The sequence below is a fragment of the Mangrovibacter yixingensis genome, assembly GCF_020523985.1.
Taxonomy (GTDB): domain Bacteria; phylum Pseudomonadota; class Gammaproteobacteria; order Enterobacterales; family Enterobacteriaceae; genus Mangrovibacter; species Mangrovibacter yixingensis.
In genome coordinates this window covers 13,757-34,446 of the sequence record NZ_JAIVKM010000008.1, presented here as the reverse complement: position 1 = coordinate 34,446, position 20,690 = coordinate 13,757, and the positions used below count along the sequence as shown (strand labels likewise).

The following is a 20,690-nucleotide window of genomic DNA, read 5'->3' as shown; positions in this document are numbered from 1 at the left end:
CTTTTGTGTTATTTGTCAAGATATTTGTTACACTGTTTTAACATTTCATTAACTTTATTTTTACAATTTTTCTCATAAAAAACATAGCGCTTCGCTGGTCACAAGTTGCTGGTGGTGTAGAAATATCTGTAGGTGATACTGTGAAAAGTTGGTCAGACTGTGAATAGTATATTCAATGGATATGTGCTTAAGGGGCTGAGAGTTGGCATAACTATTGCTAAGCAAAATCCTAAAATATGATGATAAATCAATACATTGCGTGATAAGCCCTGCATTACACAAGGCGATAGTAGGTTGCTTTAGAGATATTGAGTTCATTCATGATAGCCTTTGGTGATAAACCTCGAGCAATGAGTTCATGTACCTGCTCAGATGTAGCTTTGATTGGCCTGCCACAGTGTACACCTTCGGACTGAGCACGTTTTATACCAGCCGTTCTACGCTCTGCTATAAGGTCTTTTTCGAGGGATGCTAAGCCAGCCATCATTGTGAGCATTGCTTTACCGACTGGTGTAGATAAGTCAAATCCTTCACGTAAACTAATAACCTTCACACCTTTAGACTGTAAGAGTTCTACTGTTGAGAGTACATCTATTGTGTTACGTCCAAGACGGTCTATAGCGGTCACAATCAATGTGTCACCTTCACGTACATAGTTGAGCATAGCTTTAAAGCCTGTACGCTCAGATGACTGTACAGAGCCACTGACAGCTTCATCTGTGAAGTATTTAGAGACTGTGTACCCTGCTTCTGTGATTGACTGTTTCTGGTTCTCTACAGTTTGGTCACTGGTAGACACTCGTGTGTAAGCAATGATGCTCATATGTTCAGTTTCCTGTCTCAAAAGATAGTCTCAATATTATGAGTGTCTCAAAACTTAAAAGCAACCTTTTGAGATAGTATTTTACAGGATTTTGAGGGGAGTTTTCAGTGTCTCAAAAGGAAGTCCTTTTAAGACAGGTATAGGGTCATGTGAAACTTATGTTTAACTCTCGCCTCTTCGTGCCATGAAAGAGGCTTGTCCAATGTTAAGGGTGAAACTGTTAACGACATATCCGCAGATTCTATAAAGAGGTATTTACAGAGGGTATTTTGCAGAAAATGGTTACACTTTGAAAGTGACGAACCCAGTAATGACAAGGGTTGTAGAGGTATTTTATAAGTAATCTGCGGAGATAGATATAGGGGATGTTTGAGGAATCACATAGAGTTTCGCTAAGAAGCTCAAGGTAAAGAAAAACCCACACATGGTGGGTTAAGGGTTCTATACAGATTTCAGTTTAGCTGTAGGGGTGAATGATGCTGTGACAGGTTGCTGTAAAGGTTTGGTCACTGTAGCTTTTGGTGATTTCTCAACCTTGGGCTGTTTCGTGCCCATCACTAATCTCTGTGCTGCCCATTTTGAGTTACTGAGACTATAGAGTTGTTCAATCTCTTTCTCATCGAGTTTGAATACAGTTTTTAAACGGTGAGTTTGTCTTAACAGAACTGCCATCATGAAATTCTGCGCCTGTTGCTCAGGTGTTAATCGTACTCTCATTGGTAAACCTTTGAAATGTAGGGTATATAAATATTTGTTATTAAAATGTGGATGTGAGTAATCTTAGCGTTATAACAAGGGTCTATACAGATTCTTCAGATACTCTGCAAACCCTTGGGAGAGTAGGCTTGAGCCTGTTTTTATACAGCCATTTTAGGGGTATTTTGAGGGTGATTCTGACAAATAGCTAAAAATCACTGGTAAACAGGCTGCAAACCCTTGTCACGCCTGAGTTTTACCCTTCACGTAGTAGTTGTTAATATGGACAACTTGGCGATATGAGATGTTTAGTTTCTTCGCTATATATGTCATTTTACAGCCGCTTTTAAGTAGTCTTACAACCTCATTAATCACGTTCTGAGGGTGCCTCTGAATAGGTAAGCCAAGACATTTACGAATGGCTATCTGTTCAGTAGGGGTGAGATGACAGGCTTTAGCAGCCTGTGCAGGGTTCATGCCAGTGGTCACATGGTTAACGAATGTGGTGATGTTATCTGGGATGGTGATGTTCATTATTGTGTGTTTCTCTTTTAGTTATAATTTAGAGTGGAAGGTCAAACTGGGTGTAGTCAATGCTCAGGTATTCGTCACGATTTTGAATCCAGTAGATAGTTTCTGGGTCATATTTATTTTCGAGAATCATCAAGTAAATGTTATAGGCCTTTTTGATATCATGGGTGACCAGAGCGCATAGCAATTCTTCAGTGTCACCTCCATAGCTGCGTAAAGCATCTGGGATTTGTCCATAAGAAATATTGGTGAACTCTTCACCGTATTCAATCTCTTCAAGGATATCCAGTGGGGTGTGATTTAAGCTCACCTGACGCTGTAATTCATGTTCCAAGACCTGTTCAACAGTCAGGGTGTGGAAGCTACCAGTGAATGGTTTAAGAGGTGCTATACCGTGTTTAGCCAAGATTTCATTGAAACCTTCTAGCTTCATGCGGTCACATGAGCTGTAAGCTGATTTGTAACCTTTCTTCTTGAGCATGAGCCATTTGTTATAGCGAACTGGTAATGCCAGGTCACCTGAACTGATAAGCTTCTTAATCTGTGTTTTAAACAGTGCTGTGAAGACATCATCGAATTTCCTGTCACTCAGGTCATAGCGCGAACTGTTCCAAGTTCTATCTGATACTTTCACACCTAAACCTGAGAGTGTTTTATCACTAAATTGCTGGTTGAGGCGTTTAGGCCATATGCCTAAGTTATGAGGGTGTAATGAACCGTGTTGTGATGCTGGGATGTAATGAGAGATTTCAAGTGGTTCATTACATGAGAAATTCATTTTACGCCATGTGTTATAGAAACTGTTCAACTCAAGGAGGTCGACATCGTGAAGGATAGCCAGTGTACCAGCACGTTTAACGTTATCACGAATGAAACGATAGAAGCCTGTGCATTTAAATGTGGAGATGTCTACTGTTGCTGCTTTATTGAGTTTTGAGAGTTTGTTTCTGCATACCTGTGAACAAGTTTTAGCTCTACCAGTAATAACTTTGCCACAGACAGGGCAAACATGTACGTGTTTATCAGTATTGTTTTTCATTCATAAAATTAGCTCGTTCAGAATCTAACAGATATTGGGGAGATATGCTGTGAGATATGGATTAAAGAGTTTCGCTTCGTGGGGATTCACTAAGAAGCTCATGAAGCTTAAAGAGTTGGGGTGATGTTTCTGAGAGATGGGCTTGACAGTTATCTGAGAAGCCTACTAATGAAGTAGGTTTGCTCACCTTATCCCCATAAGGATTTTTGAAGGTCTCTTGAGCTTGGCTATGAATGGAACCATTAGAGAGACTTCTCAAATAACTGTCAGGTTTAACCCTATAAGTACAGTATACATGTTTTTATAAAGTTGTCAATAATTTGTTAGTAGAATGTTAAAGTAATGTTGATGGTTATGTATACCTTTCGCCTCTTCGTGCCATGAAAGAGGCTTTGTCCAATGTTAAGGAGTTTCGCTTCGAGAAGCTCAAAAAAGGTCTGTTAGTTACACTGTTTAGAGATATCCGCATAAGGCTATCCAGATAACTGGGAGTATTGGATTTTAAGGGTAATTACCAAAAAATGGTTACACTTTGGAGAGGAAAAGTGATGGTAAGTTGTTGATGTGTAGAGGAATGTTTAGAGGAGGGGATAGATATCTGCGGAGATAGATATAGGGTGGTTGTTGAGAGTGTTTGGTGGTTTGTTAAGAGAGGTCACTGTGATGGGTGTAGGGCTGCTCTGTACAGATATCTGTTAAGAATAAATGTTAAGACTTCCCTTTAGTGAGAGAAGATAATGTTTAGAAGTCTGTTAAGATTTAGGGTCTCATGTTGTCAAGAATTGTCAAGCATTGCTATAAGACTGTTTAGTTATAAAGAATCACTGCTTATGTGATAAATGACATATTGACCTAGAAGCTCATGTAACGCATTCTAAGCCATTTTGGTTGTGAGTAAGGTGATTGTATAGGTGATGTGTTTATAAAGGCTCTGGTGGCTTCCTGTTGGCTATGGGAGTGACTCTAGCTGTTCAGGGTCGTTACCTTGAATCACTAAGGGTGAGTAATCACCTGTAATCATATTCAGTTCATCTGTGTCTGATACACGTTTAAGTGTGAATGTCTGGTCACTGTTTCCATCAAGCTGAAAGCCTGTTATTTCATTCCCATTATGCAGAAGCACATCTACTGTCTTAGCCTTCCCACTAACAGTGATTTGTTTGATAAGCCTTTTGATAATAATGTGTGCTTCTGTTCTACCCTCAACTGTTTCAAGGTTTAGTGAGGAGAGGCTCATATTCTCTGGGGTCACTGTTGATAATCTAGCCTTTATTTCATCAAGGCTCTGTTTGAGTTTATTTTTCTCTGTCTGCTTCTCTGCCAGCTTATCCCTGATTTGTGTGATATTGGGTAGCTGTAATAATGTCTCAGTGAGTATTGTTAATTCTCTCTCTACAGCCTCCAGAGAGGATTCAAGGCTATTGATTAGCTGTTTATCATCTGAATCGTTATAAAGCCGTGTGAGCTGGCTCAGGAGTCTTGAGCACAGTGCTGTGTCCAGTAGCTTCCTTGAGACTGTGCCATGATTGCACCGTCCATCTACAGCACCATGACACCTATAGATTCCCTGGTAGTTACCCCTGATTCCAGTCACCTTGAGAGATAGCCCACATGCACAGGTGAGTAATCCTTTAAAGATATTTGTGTGAATCCAGTCTCTATTTTCGGGTGAGCGGCCTTTACCACCTTCACTGATAAGTGTCTGTACAGCGTTGAATGTTTGCAGGTCAATCACTGGTGGGTAGTAATTAAGTATTTCAGGCCTCTTGTTGGTGGCTGGTAGGTGACCAAGCACACTCCTTGATGTAAGTACATGCTTTACAGAAACACCTGACCAGTTGCCATTACCGGGTTTAAAGGTTTTGCTGATACGCGCCTGTCTGTCATTAATTGGTGGTGTGTTCTGCTCATTAAGCTTTTTAGCAATACTGAACATAGAAACACCTGAGAGACGCATATTAAATATATCACGCACTATCTCTGCTTTTTCAGGGAGTAGTGAAAATGTATTTGTAGCTTTATCTGAGGATATCCAGCCTGGGGTGGCCTTGGTGAGAATCACACCTTCACTTATGGCTTTTTCATGCTTTGCTTTCCATGCTGCTGATATACGTTCTTGTTTTAACAGGCTCTCACTGTGAGCGCGTTCACTGATGAGTATCTGTTTGATTAGCTTGATTGGGTCACGTAAGCTTTTTGAGTCATAGAGTTCATTGTCTGATAGGGTGAGGACATCAACCCCTGAGCGTATGAGGGACTTAACATCATCTATTGCCGTATCAATGTCTGCGCGACTAATCCTGTCCAAATTCTCGCATATTAGAAGTGAACCTTTTGGAATTGAGCCAGAAGCAATGTTATTCAGGAGGCGTGTGTAGTCTGCTGAGGCGTCTTTATTTGCCTGTTTGAAGCCAGAACGACCTTCATCAATGTATCTATGTTCCTGAGACATGTAGAAAATGTCTTGGTGTTTGGAGTAGTAGCTATCAATAAGTGATTGCTGTCTGTTAAGGCTATCACCAGCGCCCTGTTCCTTTGTACTCCACCTGATATAACTCACTAACAAACGTTTCATGATTAATGCACCCACATAGCATACAATAGGCGCATTATAGTTTTCTATTTGATGAGTGAAAAGCTAAGTATGAGTGAAATGATTTACGGCATTCATGCCGTGCAGGCCTTACTGGACAGAGCACCGGAGCGCTTTCAGGAAGTGTTTATCCTGAAAGGCCGCGAAGACAAGCGTCTGTTGCCTCTGATTCATTCCCTTGAATCATTGGGGATCGTTATCCAAATGGCAAACCGCCAGTGGCTGGATGATAAATCCGAAGGCGCTGTCCATCAGGGGATCATTGCGCGCGTTAAGCCTGGCAGACAGTACCAGGAAAATGATCTGCCCGACCTTATCGCTCAGTACGAACAACCGTTCATACTGGTACTGGATGGTGTCACAGATCCCCATAACCTTGGAGCCTGCCTGCGTAGTGCCGATGCTGCCGGGGTTCATGCTGTCATTGTGCCGAAAGACCGTTCTGCACAACTTAACGCGACGGCCAAAAAAGTGGCCTGCGGTGCTGCAGAAAGTGTGCCGCTGATTCGGGTCACTAACCTTGCCCGCACCCTGCGCTTACTGAAAGACGAAAATGTCTGGATAGTGGGTACGGCGGGTGAAGCAGACCACACACTGTATCAAAGCAAAATGACCGGCCCGATGGCGTTGGTCATGGGCGCAGAAGGGGAAGGCATGCGCCGTCTTACCCGTGAACATTGTGATGAGCTTATTAGCATCCCTATGGCAGGCACCGTTTCTTCCCTGAACGTGTCTGTGGCGACAGGTGTGTGCCTGTTTGAAGCGGTGCGCCAGCGCAGCAAATAACGGAATCCGGTCAGGGCGCACGCTTTGTGACTCTGCCCGGTGATAAACCGCCAGCGCAGTCCATACTTTATGTAATGGCATAAAGGGAGACAAACCATGCGCTGGCAAACTCATACCGTCTTTAATCAACCCACACCACTGATTAACAGTAATCTATTCCTCTCTGATAGTGCATTGCGTGACGCCGTTATTCGCGAAGGAGCTGGCTGGGACTGCGAGTTGCTTGCCAGTATCGGGCAACAACTGGGTTCTGCTGAATCACTTGAACTGGGACGGCTTGCCAATGCCAACCCACCAGAACTACTCCGTTATGACCCACGCGGCGAACGCATTGACGAAGTGCGCTTTCACCCTTCCTGGCATCTATTGATGCAGGGCTTGTTTGCTAACCGGGTACACAACCTTCCCTGGTTGAAAGATGCTCAGGCTGGCGCTTTTGTTGCGCGTGCTGCCCGTTTTATTCTGCATGCTCAAGTTGAGGCGGGAACATTGTGTCCGGTAACCATGACCTTTGCCGCAACGCCATTATTACAACAAGCGCTGCCCGCCGAATTTCGCAATTGGCTGCCGTCATTGCTCAGTGATCGCTACGATGCCCATCAGTTACCCGCGACACAGAAAAAAGGTCTGCTGATTGGTATGGGTATGACAGAAAAGCAGGGAGGATCTGATGTGATGAGTAACACCACCAGAGCAGATCCAGAGACAGTTCCCGGTTGTGGCATGCCTTACCGCCTGGTGGGGCATAAATGGTTTTTCTCCGTCCCACAAAGTGATGCACACCTGGTGCTGGCCCAGGCGCGTGGCGGGTTGTCTTGTTTCTTTGTACCCCGTTTACTGCCCGATGGTGAACGTAATGCCATTAGCCTGGCGCGCCTCAAAGATAAGCTTGGCAATCGTTCTAATGCCAGTAGTGAAGCCGAACTGTTCGATGCCCATGGCTGGCTGATTGGTGAGGAAGGAGAGGGTGTTCGCCAGATTTTGCGTATGGGGGCGATGACGCGTTTTGATTGTGCGCTGGGCAGCCATGGCCTGATGCGCAGGGCATTTGCCGTTGCGCTATACCATGCACATCAACGCCAGGCATTTGGTAAGCATCTGGTTGATCAGCCGTTAATGCGCCAGGTGCTCGGGCGTATGGCGTTGCAACTCGAAGGGCAGACTGCCTTTCTATTCCGCCTGGCGGGGGCGTTGGGCCAGCGGGACGACGCCAATCAACAGCTATGGTCTCGGCTATTCACCCCGGCGGCGAAGTTTCATATTTGCAAATCAGGTATTCCTTTTGTGGCTGAAGCCATGGAAGTCCTGGGGGGTATTGGCTATTGCGAAGAGAGTGAGTTGCCTCGTTTGTACCGGGAAATGCCAGTGAACAGTATTTGGGAAGGATCCGGGAATATTATGTGCCTTGATGTACTGCGGGTTTTACAAAAACAACCGGGAGTTGTGGGGTTACTGCAGGCGAACTTTGCCGATGTAAAAGGGCAGAGCCGTCATTTTGACCGTACCTGGCGGCAACTACAGGCGCGGTTGCGTAAGCCTGATGAAGCCTTAAGCCGTCAAATTACTGGCCAGTTAGTACACCTTGCCACCGGAGCTGAAATGTTGCGCCACCTGCCCCCACGCATTGCGGAAACCTGGTGTCAGATGGCGCTGGACTCCCGTGGTGATCACGTAATTGACGAGCCGGTACTCTCCGATATTCTGCTCAGAGCAACCGGTGGTGCAGGTTGATGGCTGTCTTTTACATGGAACAGTTTCACTAATCCCGCCAGGTGATGGCCCTGGCTCCTCAGGCTGTGGGCCACTTCCTCAGTACGAGCAATCCGCCGGGCGTTAATGTGTGTAGACTCGCCAATTTGTGTCATTGCTATATTAACCTGGCCGATACCAGCAGACTGCTCCTGCGAGGCTGTACTGATTGTGGTAATCAGCTGGTTAATGTGTTCGATATGCCCGGTAATGTCCTGCATCGACTGGCTGGTTTGCTGTGATAATACATGGCCTTCGCTCACTTTCTTGAGTGTATCTGCGATTAATTGATCAATTTCTTTCACCGCATTCGCGCTGCGTGCCGCCAGTGCCCGGACTTCCTGAGCGACCACCGCAAAACCTTTGCCGTGTTCACCTGCACGGGCCGCTTCCACCGCCGCATTCAGCGCCAGAATATTGGTTTGAAAAGCAATCGACTCAATAACATGGGTAATATCCGCAATGCGCTGTGATGCTTCACGAATGGCATCCATGGTGGAGACAGCGTGTTTCACTGTTACACCGCCACTGTGAACAGCCTGGGTTGTCTCCTCGACTAACCCTTGTGCAGCGCCCATATTATCGGCGTTTTGCGCAACAGTGGTGGCAAGTTGCCCCATACTGGCCGATGTCTCTTCAACACTACTGGCCTGTTTGGTAATTTGCTCGCCAATTTCATCACTGTCAGTCGCCAGGGTGTCTGTACTGTGGCTGATTTCTTCGGCCGTCTGGCGTACCTGCTGAACGATGGTATTCAGGCCATCGCCAATGCCATTGATTCCTTGTATCAACTGCCCGATTTCATCATGGCGTTGTGTGTGAATAGACTGGCGCAGGTCACCACCGGCGTACAGGTGTGCCAAACCAATAACCTGTTGTAAAGGCTGGCTGACCAAACGGCGGATCAACCAAATAAAGAACAATGCAAAGAGCACAACCAGCACCGCGCCAGCCACCAGGAAGCTATCACGCATACGGGTAATATCGCTCAGTAGCTGGTCTTTATTGACCTCAGACACAATCACCCATTTCCAGTCAGGCAGAGTGGTCCAGACCAGAGCAGTATCCCCATTCTCTGGTGATTGCCAGGAGGCTGAACCAGAAGGCTGGTTTAACACCGCTTTACTGATATTTTCTGGCCAGTCAGGTGTTTTCCCTTCCCGTTTCGCATCAAATAAATACTGCCCCCAGGTTTTCCCCGGAGCGTTGCTCAGAACATAGAACTGGCCACTTTTCCCAATATGGCGAGAAATCACTTTTTTCCGCATCAACTGCCAGTCATCACTGATATCGACGCCAACAAACAACACAGCAATCGTCTGCCCGCTGGCATCTTTTACGGGTTGATACTGGGTGATATAGCGCTTACCAAACAATAGCGCCAGGCCACGATACACTTCCCCTTTACTGACCCTGGCCCAGGATGGGCTATTGCGGTCAAGCAGTGTGCCCATTGCCCGGGAGCCGTCTTCTTTACGCAAAGAGGTTGCCACCCGCACAAAGTCATCGCCCGAGCGAACAAATAATGTGGATATCGCCCCACTGCGCGCCAGAAAGTCATCGGAAAACTGATTATTCTCATGCAGCGGCGTGTTACCACCTTTCAGAAGTGGCACTTTGTGCCCACTTATCTCGACGGTTTGTTGCGGGTCAACAGTGAGTGGTTGTGGCAGAAAACTGGCAAACAGATGAGTGAAGCTGGCAACTTCACTGTTAAGGCTACTGTTAAACATCTGCGCGGTATCATAAATACCGGTGACTTGCGCTTTCATGTCCTGTAAGGCCTGTTGCTCTAGTTGCTGGCTGGCCTGGCGTCCAAGAAATACGGTGAAAACAAAAAAGAGCACCGCGACGCTACCGGCTGTCATCACTGACAGGCGTGCGCCTAATCCCCAGTATCTAAAAGAAGTCATAATATCTCTGCCGTATCTTGTGTTTTGTCATCAATAACGGCAGTGGGTTGGATAATATTTATACAAAAAGTGTAATAATATATTTCATGGAAGATTGATTTAGATCATTGTCATTTGAAAATTAAAGAAATTAGCGCTCAGCAAGCAGAATTAATAAATTAATGCTGTTGCTATTAATCTAATGAGCATTATTACGGCGTTTGAGATAAATCAGAAAATCAATTGCTGTCTGGTGTGCTTGTTGCAGAGCAGAAATAAAACACTCTGGCCTTTTGGTTGATACCAGACGAAATAAGCCACCCGCAGGTGGCTTAACAGGAAAGAAGGCAGTACAGGTTAGATAGAGCGTTACGAGTAGATAATGGCTTCCACGTGCCAGGTATCTTTACGAGGCGTTTCTTCCATATTCACAATACGGTAGATGGAAGCACCCTGTTCATCCGCACTTAATGCAACCAGCCGCTCGATATCCTGAGGGCTGCCAGTGACGTCTTTAAACGACAGAATGCCCATTTCATTGAATGCCGTCACCCGGTCAGCATGCACATCCTCAGCTGACCTTGCACTGGTACTGACCAGTCCTGCGGACAACAGTAGAGAGGTTAATGCCAGTGATCGCTTCATAATTGCCCGCTCCATATCGATGATCTGAAAAAAGCTACAGGTCATTTCCTTGTTATTCAGCATGCAACATCCTTTGCGACATGCTGTATTGTGCCTGGCGGAAAATAAAGTCGTGCAATCCAATGTAAAGTCGTTAAAACCTGGCTTCAGGCCTTACGGTAAAGAATTGCGTTAGCACGGCGTATGCCCGGAATCATATTATCGTTAATAAACAAAATGAGATAATAATCAGCCTGTTCCTTGGTTGCGCGTTTTTTGATCGCCTCTTCTGCATCTGCCGGGCCACCACGTGTCGTGACGCTGATCATCCCCATTCTTACCAGCCCTTCAGTCTGGTTACGCTGAATTTCCTGCGGCCAGGCAGCCACAGCAGGTGCCGGACGGGGAGTTGTCCAGTTGGTACTACAACCTGACAGTACCAGGCATAAACAAAGTGGAAGAAAACGACGCATAGACATTCTATTTTCCTGACAAGTTGATTTTAGTTATTGAGGTAAATCTGGTAAGTCAAAAATTCATTTTCTGCTACGTATAACGCGAATTCTCAGGATATATCACTAAAAAGCGTAATCCGTGTCTCACACTGAAATTTAGAATTTTTGGGTCACAAAGGCACGGCGCTACCCTGCCTGTATCTATAAAGGTATAGAATAGAGCGACATCCACACAAAACGCGAATGTTAAATGACTGAAATAGAAACCACGAATCTGGCCGGTTTTGAAGTCTTGCATGCGGCTCCGTCCGGAAAACGCCTCAAGCCCTTACCAACGATTATTTTCTGGCATGGTTATACATCCTCGAAATTAGTGTATAGCTACTTTGCTGTAGCACTTGCGCAGGCCGGTTTTCGGGTAGTTATGCCAGATGCACCGGAACACGGCGCACGCTTTCATGGTGATGACGCTGGGCGTTTGCAGCGTTTCTGGCAAATTCTTTATGGGAACATCCAGGAATACCCATTATTGCGTGATGCCATCGAAGCCAAAGGGTGGGTGGCTGAAGGGCGGCTGGGGGTAGCGGGAGCATCCATGGGCGCAATGACTGCATTAGGTGTGGCTGGGCATTACCCTGAAGTGCGCTGTACTGCAAGTCTCATGGGGTCGGGGTTTTATCACACACTTTCTCAATCACTATTTCCGCCTCCGGCACAACATGATGCTGTTCTGGCCCCGTTGGCAAACTATGAAGCCACACAGTGCCTGGCAATGCTTGCCAGCCGTCCATTAATGCTCTGGCACGGTGAAGATGATGACCTGGTACCCGCCGCAGAATCAAAACGTTTGTGGCAGTTACTGCAACAACAGCACCTGGATAAGCATGTGGCTTGCTACTGGGAGTCCGGTGTAAAGCACCGAATTACACCATTTGCTTTAGATTCAACCTGCGAATTTTTCCGCCAGTCACTTTAATGCGGCTTATCGCCGTGGGTGGGTAACGCCTGGCTCAGCGGGAGAGGTGGTTGTTTGCGGCCCCTGTGCAAGCTGGGGAGCAGTTTCACCATGGTGGTTAATATAAAGCACACCTGTACTCATCACGTCATCCATATCATGGCTGGGGTTGGGTTGGGTGTTGATGGCTGCAACAGCCGGGAGTGATAACAACATGCCCGTTATCAGGGCTATCAGTTTGGTTCTCATCGTTGGCTCCTCAGTGGCCTTTTTATAGCAAAGTGGCTCTCCTTTCTTCTGGTGGTCGTTCTCTATAACCTATTGTACTGTCTGCACTCTGTACAGAAAGTGAACATTTCTGATAGACGTATTCAAAAAATTTCAGCCATCCTCTGCCAGTAACTTTAGTTCGCACGGTAATGGTGTTTTGGCGCTGTGTGCGTTTCCCCAGTGATTTATTTCTGCATTACGCTTGTTATTAGCGCCCAACTTCCATAGAATGACGCGTCATTTTTCAGCCGTCTTAACACACGTTCCTTGCTTCCATGGGCTACGGCTGACCCTGACAGGAGGCTGAATAATCCGTAAGGAGCAATTCGATGCGTCATTACGAAATCGTTTTTATGGTCCATCCTGACCAGAGCGAACAGGTTCCGGGCATGATCGAGCGTTACACTGGTGCTATCACTGGTGCAGAAGGCACGATCCACCGTCTGGAAGACTGGGGCCGCCGTCAGCTGGCTTACCCGATCAACAAACTGCACAAAGCACACTACGTTCTGATGAACGTTGAAGCGCCGCAGGAAGTTATCGATGAGCTGGAAACTAACTTCCGCTTCAACGATGCCGTTATCCGTAGCATGGTTATGCGTACTAAACACGCTGTAACTGAAGCTTCTCCGATGGTTAAAGCGAAAGACGAACGTCGTGAACGTCGCGATGATTTCGCTAACGAAACCACAGAGAATGCTGCTGGGGATTCTGAAGAGTAATCGCTGATGGCTAACCGCCTGACGTTGTCCGGCACCGTGTGCAGGGCGCCCCTCAGAAAGGTCAGCCCATCAGGAATTCCTCACTGCCAGTTCGTGCTTGAGCATCGTTCAGTGCAGGAGGAAGCTGGTTTTAACCGGCAGGCGTGGTGCAGAATGCCAGTTATTGTTAGCGGGCAGGCTCATCAGGCCATTACTCACAGTATAACGGTCGGCACGCAACTTACCGTTCAGGGCTTTATTAGCTGCCATCAGGCGCGAAATGGTCTGAGCAAAGTGGTTCTGCATGCCGAGCAGATTGAATTGATAGATTCTGGAGACTAGCCAAATGGCACGTTATTTCCGTCGTCGCAAGTTCTGCCGTTTCACCGCGGAAGGCGTTCAAGAGATCGACTATAAAGATATCGCTACGCTGAAAAACTACATCACCGAAAGCGGTAAAATTGTCCCGAGCCGTATCACCGGTACTCGTGCAAAATACCAGCGTCAGCTGGCCCGTGCTATCAAGCGCGCGCGCTACCTGTCTCTGCTGCCGTACACTGATCGTCATCAGTAATCGGCCACGGTCAACCAATACGACTTTGAGAGGATAAGGTAATGCAAGTTATTCTGCTTGATAAAGTAGCAAACCTGGGTAGCCTGGGTGATCAGGTTAACGTTAAAGCTGGTTACGCACGTAACTTCCTGGTACCGGCTGGTAAAGCTGTTCCGGCAACCAAGAAAAACATCGAGTTTTTCGAAGCTCGTCGTGCTGAACTGGAAGCGAAACTGGCTGAAACGCTGGCTGCCGCTGAAGCTCGTGCAGAGAAAATCAATGCACTGGGCGTAGTTACCATCGCTTCTAAAGCGGGTGACGAAGGTAAACTGTTTGGTTCCATCGGTACTCGTGACATCGCTGACGCTGTAACTGCAGCTGGCGTTGAAGTTGCGAAAAGCGAAGTTCGCCTGCCGAACGGCGTTCTGCGTACCACTGGTGACCATGAAGTTCACTTCCAGGTACACAGCGAAGTGTTTGCACAACTGAATGTAAACATCGTTGCTGAAGCGTAATTTACGCTGATGTATGCTAAAACGCCGGCTTATGCCGGCGTTTTGCTTTGTAATTCTTGCCTGTAATTTCTGCCCATTTTAACCACACCTTTATTACTCATCTCACGGTATGGTTCCCCTGTCTGGGTTAACGTGCCCGAATAAAATTACCATTACTCTCGCGAGTAAAAAGCACCTGGCGGTTATCGTTATCATTGACAATCAACCCGGTGACAACCCCATTACCATTCACTCTAACCTGCACTTGCTGGCCGCTTTGCAGTGAACTTAGGGGTTTATCCGGCCCTTCGACATTCGCCATCGCATACACATCCGTGGGGGGCAGGTTATGGTCGCGGAACAGTTGCGCCAATGTTTTCCCCGGTTCGACACGCCAGGTGTGCCATTGTGCTTGCCCGGTAGTGCTGGTGGCGTTACTGGCTGTGCTGCTTCTTTCATGAGATGTCCGCCCGGCGGTACTACTCCCGGACGACTCTGATTCGTTATCTGGCTGAATGCTCTCTTCTGGTGAGCGCAATACAGGCTCTGTTTGCGCCGGTTGTGGTTCATTGTAACGCGGTGGTGTAGTGACTACTGGCTGGTTGAAGGCAGAATTTGTGTTTTGTCCGCCTGGTGTTGCTGGTGCCATGCCGGGAAGACTCAGTGGAGTTTCCCTGGAGACGGGGGCAACAGGGGGATTATCCGCAGGCAACAACACCCCAACAACAACCAAAGCTATACCGATAATGATCCCCCGGCGGTGCAAAGCGGGTAGGGGGTCCATTAACCGGAAATCATCTGGAGCATGCCAGACCCGGTGAATCATGGCTTTTAATGCAAACTGGCCGGGCATGTCGCCTCCTGGTCCATTGTTAATGGATACGGTGTGGTGGCCTTACTATCCATTATTCAGTCTTATGAATAAAAGTATCCATCCACTGTCAGCCTGATATTATCCGCCGAAATTCTTTTCAGACAATCGCTGAATACTTCCTAAGAGTATAGTTTGCTAACTGTTTGATGCGAGTGGAATAGTACGCATTCATGATAATTATCGCATTGGGTGATTATTGAGGTTCATTGCAGACATTTTCCTGGTTCCCTTTTACCTCATGCGCTCTGGCTGTTATGCTGCCGAAGCGTCTGGCGGGTTCGCCAGAAATCGATGAAGATGAACAAACCATCAGTAAAGGAAAATTCATGACGACCCCTTCTTTTGACAGTGTTGAAGCACAGGCAAGTTACGGTATTGGTCTGCAGGTTGGTCAACAACTGCGAGACTCCGGGCTGGAAGGTTTACTGCCTGAAGCGTTACTTGCTGGCCTGCGTGATGCGCTGGAAGGCAACGCACCCTCTGTACCGGTTGATGTCGTACACCGTGCGCTGCGCGAAGTCCACGAGCGTGCTGAAGCTGTACGCCGCGAACATCAGCAGGAAATGGCGGCGGAAGGGCAAAAATACCTGGAAGAAAACCGTAACCGTGAAGGTGTCAGCAGCACTGAATCCGGCTTACAGTTCCGTGTTCTGACTCAGGGTGAAGGCCCGATCCCTTCCCGCAAAGACCAGGTGCGTGTTCATTACACCGGTAAACTGATTGACGGTACTGTATTTGACAGTTCTGTTGCCCGTGGTGAACCAGCTGAGTTCCCGGTAAGCGGCGTAATTGCAGGCTGGATTGAAGCGCTGACGCTGATGCCTGTTGGCTCTAAATGGGAACTGACCATTCCTCATAACCTGGCTTATGGTGAGCGTGGCGCAGGCGCGTCTATTCCGCCATTCAGCACCCTGGTTTTCGAAGTCGAATTACTGGAAATCCTGTAATTTGCTTATCCAACCCCGCTACGGCGGGGTTCTTTCATCTTCCTGCTATTTGCCGCGATTTTATCTTGCAAAAAACGCTATTGCGCGTATTTTTGTGAGGCGCTCCGCGTATCAATAAATATAAACCACACTCTAATAACAAATATTTAACCTATCCGTTAACTTCTCAGGTTATCCCCCCGGCAATGAATCCACCGGGGTACACGTGTTGTTATTGATTAAGCAATTACTGACAGGCCGCAGAGCCTGAAATGACAGACAGGAAAATACTATGGTAGACCAGGTCAAGGTGGCCGAAACGGTGGAAACACCGCAGGAACAAACCCTTCAGCGACATCTCTCAAACCGACACATTCAATTAATTGCCATTGGTGGTGCTATTGGCACCGGCTTATTTATGGGGTCGGGCAAAACGATAAGCCTCGCCGGGCCATCCATTATATTTGTGTATATGGTTATCGGCTTTATGTTGTTCTTCGTGATGCGGGCAATGGGCGAATTGTTGTTGTCGAATCTCGAATACAAGTCGTTTAGTGATTTTGCAGCAGATTTATTAGGCCCCTGGGCGGGGTATTTTACCGGCTGGACCTACTGGTTTTGCTGGGTGGTAACCGGTATTGCCGATGTAGTTGCCATTTCTGCATATGCGCAATTCTGGTTCCCTGGGTTATCGGAGTGGGTGGCATCGCTGGCGGTTGTCATCGTGCTACTGTCCCTGAACCTGGCAACAGTAAAAATGTTTGGCGAAATGGAATTTTGGTTCGCCATGATAAAAATCGTTGCGATTGTCGCCCTGATTATTGTTGGGGCCGTTATGGTGTTTACGGGATTTACCTCACCTTCTGGTGTCACGGCTTCATTCAGCCACCTGTGGGCTGATGGCGGCTGGTTTCCTAAAGGAGTGAGTGGCTTCTTCGCCGGGTTCCAAATAGCCGTGTTCGCCTTTGTAGGGATTGAACTGGTGGGAACCACTGCAGCAGAAACTCACAATCCGGAGAAATCCCTGCCTCGGGCCATCAATTCCATTCCTCTGCGGATAATCATGTTCTATGTTTTCGCCCTGATAATGATTATGTCAGTGACCCCATGGAACGCGGTTGTGCCGTCAAAAAGCCCGTTTGTTGAGCTGTTTATGCTGGTCGGGTTGCCTGCCGCTGCCAGCCTGATCAACTTTGTGGTCCTGACATCGGCAGCGTCTTCCGCCAACAGTGGTGTATTCTCAACCAGCCGCATGTTATATGGCCTGGCGCAAGACGGTGTAGCTCCTGCCCGTTTCGCGCGTCTGTCACGTCGTGCTGTTCCGGCTTCAGGATTACTGTTTTCCTGCCTGTGCTTATTAGCAGGTGTTGTGCTGATTTACCTGATCCCGGATGTAATGACAGTATTCACGATGGTGACGACGGTTTCTGCCATCTTGTTTATGTTTGTCTGGAGCATCATTTTGTGTTCTTACCTGGTGTACCGTAAAAAGCGCCCGGAACTGCATGCGAAGTCGCAGTATAAGATGCCTCTGGGTATTGTGATGTGCTGGGTCTGCCTGGCGTTTTTTGTTTTTGTGCTGGGGCTTTTGACACTTCAGGCAGATACCCGCCATGCATTAATGGTTACGCCACTGTGGTTTGTGGTACTGGCGGTTGGCTGGCAGGTCACCGGGAAAAAACGCCTGGCTCGGGGTTAACAGGGCTCAGCGTTTCACTCCAGTAAACCAAGGCACCTGCGGGTGCCTTTAGATTGATGAAACAGAAGGGAAAAGCGTGGTTTTTCCCTTCTTTTTAGTTAGCAGCCGAAAATCAATGAATTGATTTTCCTGGTTTTTTATTGGGTGACATCCTCTATTTCTGTGCGAACATGAGGTTTGTTATCAGCATCAAGGCACCTGAAGGTGCCTTTTTCATAGCTGGCAAACTACGTTGAGTATTACTCGCCCGCCAGCGCGCGTGGGAACAGATTATTGTTTTCCAGGCTAATGTGATTCATCAGGTCATCAATCAGTTCATTGATTCCGTTATACAGCGCCCTCCAGGTAGTACAGGCTTCCGGAGGCGCAACCACATTGTTCGTAACATGTTTGATAACCTCCAGCAGTTCCCCCGCCTCGCTATGCTCATGCTCCATCACGTTAATTGGGCCGGCACATTCCGGCCCGCGGTTTTGTTTGATTAACGGAAACAACACGCGTTCTTCTTTGAGCATATGCTGGCTGAGTTCGTCGTTCAGCATGGTCAGGTACTTGGTAAGGCCTTTGGGAACCGAAGGTTTGCTGGCATGTACTCGCTCAACTTTTTCGGCTTGCAAAATCAGTTCGGGTAACTGCTCCCGGTGCCTGTCATGGTAGCGCACCAGAATATGGTCGATGATGTCACTAAGGGGTTCGCCAACCCATGTTTGCGCTTGCTGTTGCGTGGAGAGAACCGCCAATTCAGCCTCTATTGCCTGTAAATCCAGCCCCTTGCGTTCTGCTGCCCGTTGCAGGGTTTGGCGGCCACCACAACAAAAATCAAGGTCATAACGGCGGAATAATGCGCAAGCGCGAGGAATGGTTAATGCCAGTTCGCCTAATGCCTGTTCCCGAAAATCCATAACATCACCTCACTCAGTTACTTTATAAGATGTATTTTAAATGCATCTTATAAAGTGTGTCCAGTGTGAGGCTTTGTTTTTAGGAATTTGCAGGTCAACCAGTGACAGCAGCGGCAAAACCCCAGATTGCTGCCGCAGCAGCACCGAAGCTGGGTACGCAACCGGCTGCGGTTGCAGAAAATAATTGGGAAGCCTTTTAACGCGTGAACATTAAGGTGCCGCCAGGAGGCAGCACCAAGTTATTTCTCAAGCGTTACCGGCATTGCGATATTTTTCTGCACCGGGGGCGCTGGCCTGCTGCGTACCGCCATCACTACACCCAATACCAAAAAGGCAATACCGCTCAGAGTAACCAGTGGCGGAATGCTGTGACGCATTAAAAATGTGTACAGCAGGCCAGAGAGCGTTTCAAACACTATCAAAGGCCCCAGTACCACAGTAGGTAACCGCTGGCTGGCCTGGTTCCAGCACAATGCGCCAACCCAGGAGCACAACACAGCAATGGCCACCATCAGCAGGATGAACACCTCAGGACGAGGGCCAAACGGCAGTGGAAAAGTTGCCACCGATGTTGAGATCCACCAACACACAGCCACATAACCGGCCAGCGATACAGGTAATGTCACCAGCGCCTGCGCAGCAGCCCACATCAGCGGGTGGTGTGTCGGGTTCTCTTTCAGCCACCGGGCATTACGCAGGGCGTACCAAGTCCAGCAACCCACCGAAACCAGTGCCAGAACAATACCGCACAGGTAGCGCCAGAACGTAAAGTGAGGGATCCCTTGCGAAAGTTCGGCAATATTGACACAAACTAACCCTGCTAATGTGCATCCCAGCGCAGGAGCCATGCGTCGCCAGGGTAATTTGCCATCACGCTTGCTGTACAGCAGGTTAGCAAAAACAGGAATAACCACCGGCAGTGTGCCAATAATCATGGTGGAAACCGGACCACCGGTGCGCTGAATGGCGCTGGCAAGGCACAGGTAATAAATCAGGTTACCCATCATTGTGAGTTTCAACGCAGTCCACCAGTCGTGCCGGGTCAGCTTGCGTAACTGCTTTCGTCCCGCCCAGGAAACGGGAAGTGCAATGAGCCCTAACGCCAGGTAACGGCCCATCGACTGCAACGAAGCAGGGTATTCCGGCACAATTAACGGGCCAACAAAAATCAGCCCCCACATCAGCCCGGCAACCAATGCGTAAAGTACGCCCGCAAACATGCTTTCTCCTTTGTTCTGTCTGCGGTTACTCTGCCCGACAGCACCCCATGAAATATTGTATTAAATTGCGCTTTTAGCGGGCTATCACCTGGCGTTGATAACGCACGGGAGTCAGGCCATAACGCTGGCTAAATGCCCGCGTAAGATGCGACTGATCAGTCAGCCCCACAGCTAAGGCAACTTGTGCGGCAGGCATACCTTGCGCCAGAAACAACTTGGCGCGCCACAGGCGAATCGCCATTAACATTTGGTGTGGTGTAACGTGGTATTGCGCTTTGAACTGGCGCAGAAAGTGGTAAGGGCTGAGTGCCGCCACCTGGGCAAGCTCCCCCAATGTGACGGGCTGCATATAGTTATCATGCAGGTAGTGGCGTACCTGGTCAAAACGCGGTGCATTCACAGAATCCGGCGAACGACTGTGGCTGGCATATGGCCGGATAGTGTCAATCAGGTCCAGCAACAGGCCTTGCTGTGCGAGTGGCGTTTCGGCAGACCATAATGCCCCTATCAGCCTGCCAGTTTGTGCAGCACGTTGTGCGTCACAGCGCTCTACATCGTTAAACCACCATTGCTCAATACCCGTAATCTCTGCCAGTTGTACCGGTTCAAGGTAGATCATTCGGTAACGCCAGCCATCGGGGGTTTCGGCCTGGCCGGTATGCAGCTCGTCCGGATTCATCGTGACCAGTGAATTTACTGCGGCAACATAATGTGTTCCCCGGTAACGAAAGCGTTCAGCTCCGGCTTCAATGGTGCCAATTCCAAAGGCTTCGTGAGTATGGGGTTCGAAGGCGTAACGGGAAATGTGTGCGTGATATAACTCAACACCGGGAAGGGCAGGAAACTGGCGGAAACGGGCGGTGTCCCGCTCATCCGTAAAATGGTCTGGTACGCCCTGCACAGTCAAC

The 20,690-nt window shown here is 48.0% G+C and carries 21 protein-coding genes; 9 read left to right on the top strand and 12 right to left on the bottom strand.

The genetic code is table 11. The annotated features are described in order from the left end of the window. Nucleotides 1-274: 274 nt before the first annotated feature. The 4 genes from LC084_RS19610 to LC084_RS19595 form a co-directional block, all read right to left on the bottom strand. Nucleotides 275-823 carry a recombinase family protein gene (locus LC084_RS19610; RefSeq protein ID WP_226573132.1) on the bottom strand — a complete coding sequence of 183 codons (549 nt, stop codon included), beginning with the start codon at nt 821-823 and terminating at the stop codon, nt 275-277. Between the two features lie 441 nt (nt 824-1,264). Beyond that, a complete protein-coding gene (locus tag LC084_RS19605; RefSeq protein ID WP_226573129.1) occupies nt 1,265-1,498 on the bottom strand; it encodes a hypothetical protein in 234 nt (77 codons plus the stop codon). Between the two features lie 583 nt (nt 1,499-2,081). Further along, the gene (locus LC084_RS19600) at nt 2,082-3,089 is read right to left on the bottom strand and encodes a DUF2116 family Zn-ribbon domain-containing protein (protein ID WP_226573128.1); all 1,008 of its coding nucleotides are present in this window, start codon (nt 3,087-3,089) and stop codon (nt 2,082-2,084) included. 949 nt (nt 3,090-4,038) lie between these two features. Continuing rightward, on the bottom strand, nt 4,039-5,664 hold the full coding sequence (locus LC084_RS19595; RefSeq protein ID WP_226573126.1) for a recombinase family protein: 1,626 nt from the start codon (nt 5,662-5,664) through the stop codon (nt 4,039-4,041). Between the two features lie 69 nt (nt 5,665-5,733). Here LC084_RS19595 and rlmB point away from each other — a divergent pair, with 69 nt between their 5' ends. Both rlmB and LC084_RS19585 read left to right on the top strand, forming a co-directional pair. Beyond that, nucleotides 5,734-6,468 carry a 23S rRNA (guanosine(2251)-2'-O)-methyltransferase RlmB gene (gene rlmB / locus LC084_RS19590; protein ID WP_226573124.1) on the top strand — a complete coding sequence of 245 codons (735 nt, stop codon included), beginning with the start codon at nt 5,734-5,736 and terminating at the stop codon, nt 6,466-6,468. A gap of 96 nt (nt 6,469-6,564) precedes the next feature. Beyond that, the gene (locus LC084_RS19585; RefSeq protein ID WP_226573121.1) at nt 6,565-8,199 is read left to right on the top strand and encodes an isovaleryl-CoA dehydrogenase; all 1,635 of its coding nucleotides are present in this window, start codon (nt 6,565-6,567) and stop codon (nt 8,197-8,199) included. Here the strand turns inward: LC084_RS19585 and LC084_RS19580 are convergent. From LC084_RS19580 to bsmA, 3 genes are all read right to left on the bottom strand, one after another. After that, complete coding sequence (locus tag LC084_RS19580; protein ID WP_226573445.1) at nt 8,136-10,133, bottom strand: methyl-accepting chemotaxis protein; 1,998 nt, start codon at nt 10,131-10,133, stop codon at nt 8,136-8,138. The genes LC084_RS19585 and LC084_RS19580 overlap by 64 nt on opposite strands. A 345-nt stretch (nt 10,134-10,478) precedes the next feature. Next, complete coding sequence (locus LC084_RS19575; protein ID WP_226573443.1) at nt 10,479-10,754, bottom strand: YdgH/BhsA/McbA family protein; 276 nt, start codon at nt 10,752-10,754, stop codon at nt 10,479-10,481. Nucleotides 10,755-10,900: 146 nt separating this feature from the next. Beyond that, nucleotides 10,901-11,212, bottom strand: coding sequence for a biofilm peroxide resistance protein BsmA (bsmA, locus tag LC084_RS19570; RefSeq protein WP_226573118.1), 312 nt, complete (start codon nt 11,210-11,212; stop codon nt 10,901-10,903). Between the two features lie 226 nt (nt 11,213-11,438). Here bsmA and yjfP point away from each other — a divergent pair, with 226 nt between their 5' ends. Next, complete coding sequence (gene yjfP, locus LC084_RS19565; RefSeq protein ID WP_226573115.1) at nt 11,439-12,164, top strand: esterase; 726 nt, start codon at nt 11,439-11,441, stop codon at nt 12,162-12,164. Nucleotides 12,165-12,170: 6 nt separating this feature from the next. Here the strand turns inward: yjfP and LC084_RS19560 are convergent, their stop codons facing one another. Then, nucleotides 12,171-12,392, bottom strand: a complete 222-nt coding sequence (locus tag LC084_RS19560; RefSeq protein ID WP_226573112.1) for a hypothetical protein — start codon at nt 12,390-12,392, stop codon at nt 12,171-12,173. Between the two features lie 350 nt (nt 12,393-12,742). On the opposite strand from LC084_RS19560, the gene rpsF reads away from it, so the two are divergent. Genes rpsF through rplI form a run of 4 tightly spaced genes read left to right on the top strand, consistent with a single transcriptional unit; the run spans nt 12,743 to nt 14,182 of the window. After that, nucleotides 12,743-13,135 (top strand): 30S ribosomal protein S6, encoded by a 393-nt coding sequence (gene rpsF / locus LC084_RS19555; protein WP_226573109.1) that lies wholly within the window; start codon nt 12,743-12,745, stop codon nt 13,133-13,135. A gap of 6 nt (nt 13,136-13,141) precedes the next feature. Beyond that, entirely contained in the window at nt 13,142-13,456 is a 315-nt protein-coding gene (gene priB, locus LC084_RS19550) for a primosomal replication protein N (RefSeq protein ID WP_226573107.1), read from the top strand. A gap of 4 nt (nt 13,457-13,460) precedes the next feature. Then, nucleotides 13,461-13,688 carry a 30S ribosomal protein S18 gene (gene rpsR, locus LC084_RS19545; protein ID WP_000135199.1) on the top strand — a complete coding sequence of 76 codons (228 nt, stop codon included), beginning with the start codon at nt 13,461-13,463 and terminating at the stop codon, nt 13,686-13,688. Nucleotides 13,689-13,729: 41 nt separating this feature from the next. Continuing rightward, nucleotides 13,730-14,182, top strand: coding sequence for a 50S ribosomal protein L9 (gene rplI, locus LC084_RS19540; protein ID WP_226573103.1), 453 nt, complete (start codon nt 13,730-13,732; stop codon nt 14,180-14,182). Nucleotides 14,183-14,309: 127 nt separating this feature from the next. Here the strand turns inward: rplI and LC084_RS19535 are convergent, their stop codons facing one another. Beyond that, nucleotides 14,310-15,014, bottom strand: a complete 705-nt coding sequence (locus LC084_RS19535) for a LysM-like peptidoglycan-binding domain-containing protein (protein ID WP_226573100.1) — start codon at nt 15,012-15,014, stop codon at nt 14,310-14,312. 347 nt (nt 15,015-15,361) lie between these two features. On the opposite strand from LC084_RS19535, the gene fklB reads away from it, so the two are divergent. Continuing rightward, nucleotides 15,362-15,982, top strand: coding sequence for an FKBP-type peptidyl-prolyl cis-trans isomerase (gene fklB, locus LC084_RS19530; RefSeq protein ID WP_226573440.1), 621 nt, complete (start codon nt 15,362-15,364; stop codon nt 15,980-15,982). Between the two features lie 271 nt (nt 15,983-16,253). Then, on the top strand, nt 16,254-17,660 hold the full coding sequence (cycA, locus tag LC084_RS19525; protein WP_226573097.1) for a D-serine/D-alanine/glycine transporter: 1,407 nt from the start codon (nt 16,254-16,256) through the stop codon (nt 17,658-17,660). A gap of 239 nt (nt 17,661-17,899) precedes the next feature. Here cycA and ytfE read toward each other — a convergent pair whose 3' ends face one another. The 3 genes from ytfE to LC084_RS19510 all read right to left on the bottom strand — a co-directional run bounded on the left by ytfE (nt 17,900) and on the right by LC084_RS19510 (nt 20,683). Next, the gene (gene ytfE / locus LC084_RS19520; RefSeq protein ID WP_226573095.1) at nt 17,900-18,562 is read right to left on the bottom strand and encodes an iron-sulfur cluster repair protein YtfE; all 663 of its coding nucleotides are present in this window, start codon (nt 18,560-18,562) and stop codon (nt 17,900-17,902) included. 239 nt (nt 18,563-18,801) lie between these two features. Beyond that, nucleotides 18,802-19,782 carry a DMT family transporter gene (locus LC084_RS19515; RefSeq protein WP_226573092.1) on the bottom strand — a complete coding sequence of 327 codons (981 nt, stop codon included), beginning with the start codon at nt 19,780-19,782 and terminating at the stop codon, nt 18,802-18,804. Between the two features lie 73 nt (nt 19,783-19,855). Next, nucleotides 19,856-20,683, bottom strand: coding sequence for an AraC family transcriptional regulator (locus LC084_RS19510; RefSeq protein ID WP_226573089.1), 828 nt, complete (start codon nt 20,681-20,683; stop codon nt 19,856-19,858). Nucleotides 20,684-20,690: the final 7 nt, after the last annotated feature.

What these genes read in the sequence shown, in the direction of transcription:
- rlmB (WP_226573124.1), top strand. Translation starts at nt 5,734, where the DNA reads ATGAGTGAAATGATTTACGGCATTCATGCCGTGCAGGCCTTACTGGAC.
- LC084_RS19600 (WP_226573128.1), bottom strand. Translation starts at nt 3,089, where the DNA reads ATGAAAAACAATACTGATAAACACGTACATGTTTGCCCTGTCTGTGGC.
- LC084_RS19605 (WP_226573129.1), bottom strand. Translation starts at nt 1,498, where the DNA reads ATGATGGCAGTTCTGTTAAGACAAACTCACCGTTTAAAAACTGTATTC.
- LC084_RS19575 (WP_226573443.1), bottom strand. Translation starts at nt 10,754, where the DNA reads ATGAAGCGATCACTGGCATTAACCTCTCTACTGTTGTCCGCAGGACTG.
- rplI (WP_226573103.1), top strand. Translation starts at nt 13,730, where the DNA reads ATGCAAGTTATTCTGCTTGATAAAGTAGCAAACCTGGGTAGCCTGGGT.
- LC084_RS19535 (WP_226573100.1), bottom strand. Translation starts at nt 15,014, where the DNA reads ATGCCCGGCCAGTTTGCATTAAAAGCCATGATTCACCGGGTCTGGCAT.
- yjfP (WP_226573115.1), top strand. Translation starts at nt 11,439, where the DNA reads ATGACTGAAATAGAAACCACGAATCTGGCCGGTTTTGAAGTCTTGCAT.
- rpsR (WP_000135199.1), top strand. Translation starts at nt 13,461, where the DNA reads ATGGCACGTTATTTCCGTCGTCGCAAGTTCTGCCGTTTCACCGCGGAA.
- LC084_RS19560 (WP_226573112.1), bottom strand. Translation starts at nt 12,392, where the DNA reads ATGAGAACCAAACTGATAGCCCTGATAACGGGCATGTTGTTATCACTC.
- LC084_RS19610 (WP_226573132.1), bottom strand. Translation starts at nt 823, where the DNA reads ATGAGCATCATTGCTTACACACGAGTGTCTACCAGTGACCAAACTGTA.
- LC084_RS19585 (WP_226573121.1), top strand. Translation starts at nt 6,565, where the DNA reads ATGCGCTGGCAAACTCATACCGTCTTTAATCAACCCACACCACTGATT.
- LC084_RS19515 (WP_226573092.1), bottom strand. Translation starts at nt 19,782, where the DNA reads ATGTTTGCGGGCGTACTTTACGCATTGGTTGCCGGGCTGATGTGGGGG.
- ytfE (WP_226573095.1), bottom strand. Translation starts at nt 18,562, where the DNA reads ATGGATTTTCGGGAACAGGCATTAGGCGAACTGGCATTAACCATTCCT.
- fklB (WP_226573440.1), top strand. Translation starts at nt 15,362, where the DNA reads ATGACGACCCCTTCTTTTGACAGTGTTGAAGCACAGGCAAGTTACGGT.
- LC084_RS19595 (WP_226573126.1), bottom strand. Translation starts at nt 5,664, where the DNA reads ATGAAACGTTTGTTAGTGAGTTATATCAGGTGGAGTACAAAGGAACAG.
- cycA (WP_226573097.1), top strand. Translation starts at nt 16,254, where the DNA reads ATGGTAGACCAGGTCAAGGTGGCCGAAACGGTGGAAACACCGCAGGAA.
- rpsF (WP_226573109.1), top strand. Translation starts at nt 12,743, where the DNA reads ATGCGTCATTACGAAATCGTTTTTATGGTCCATCCTGACCAGAGCGAA.
- priB (WP_226573107.1), top strand. Translation starts at nt 13,142, where the DNA reads ATGGCTAACCGCCTGACGTTGTCCGGCACCGTGTGCAGGGCGCCCCTC.
- bsmA (WP_226573118.1), bottom strand. Translation starts at nt 11,212, where the DNA reads ATGTCTATGCGTCGTTTTCTTCCACTTTGTTTATGCCTGGTACTGTCA.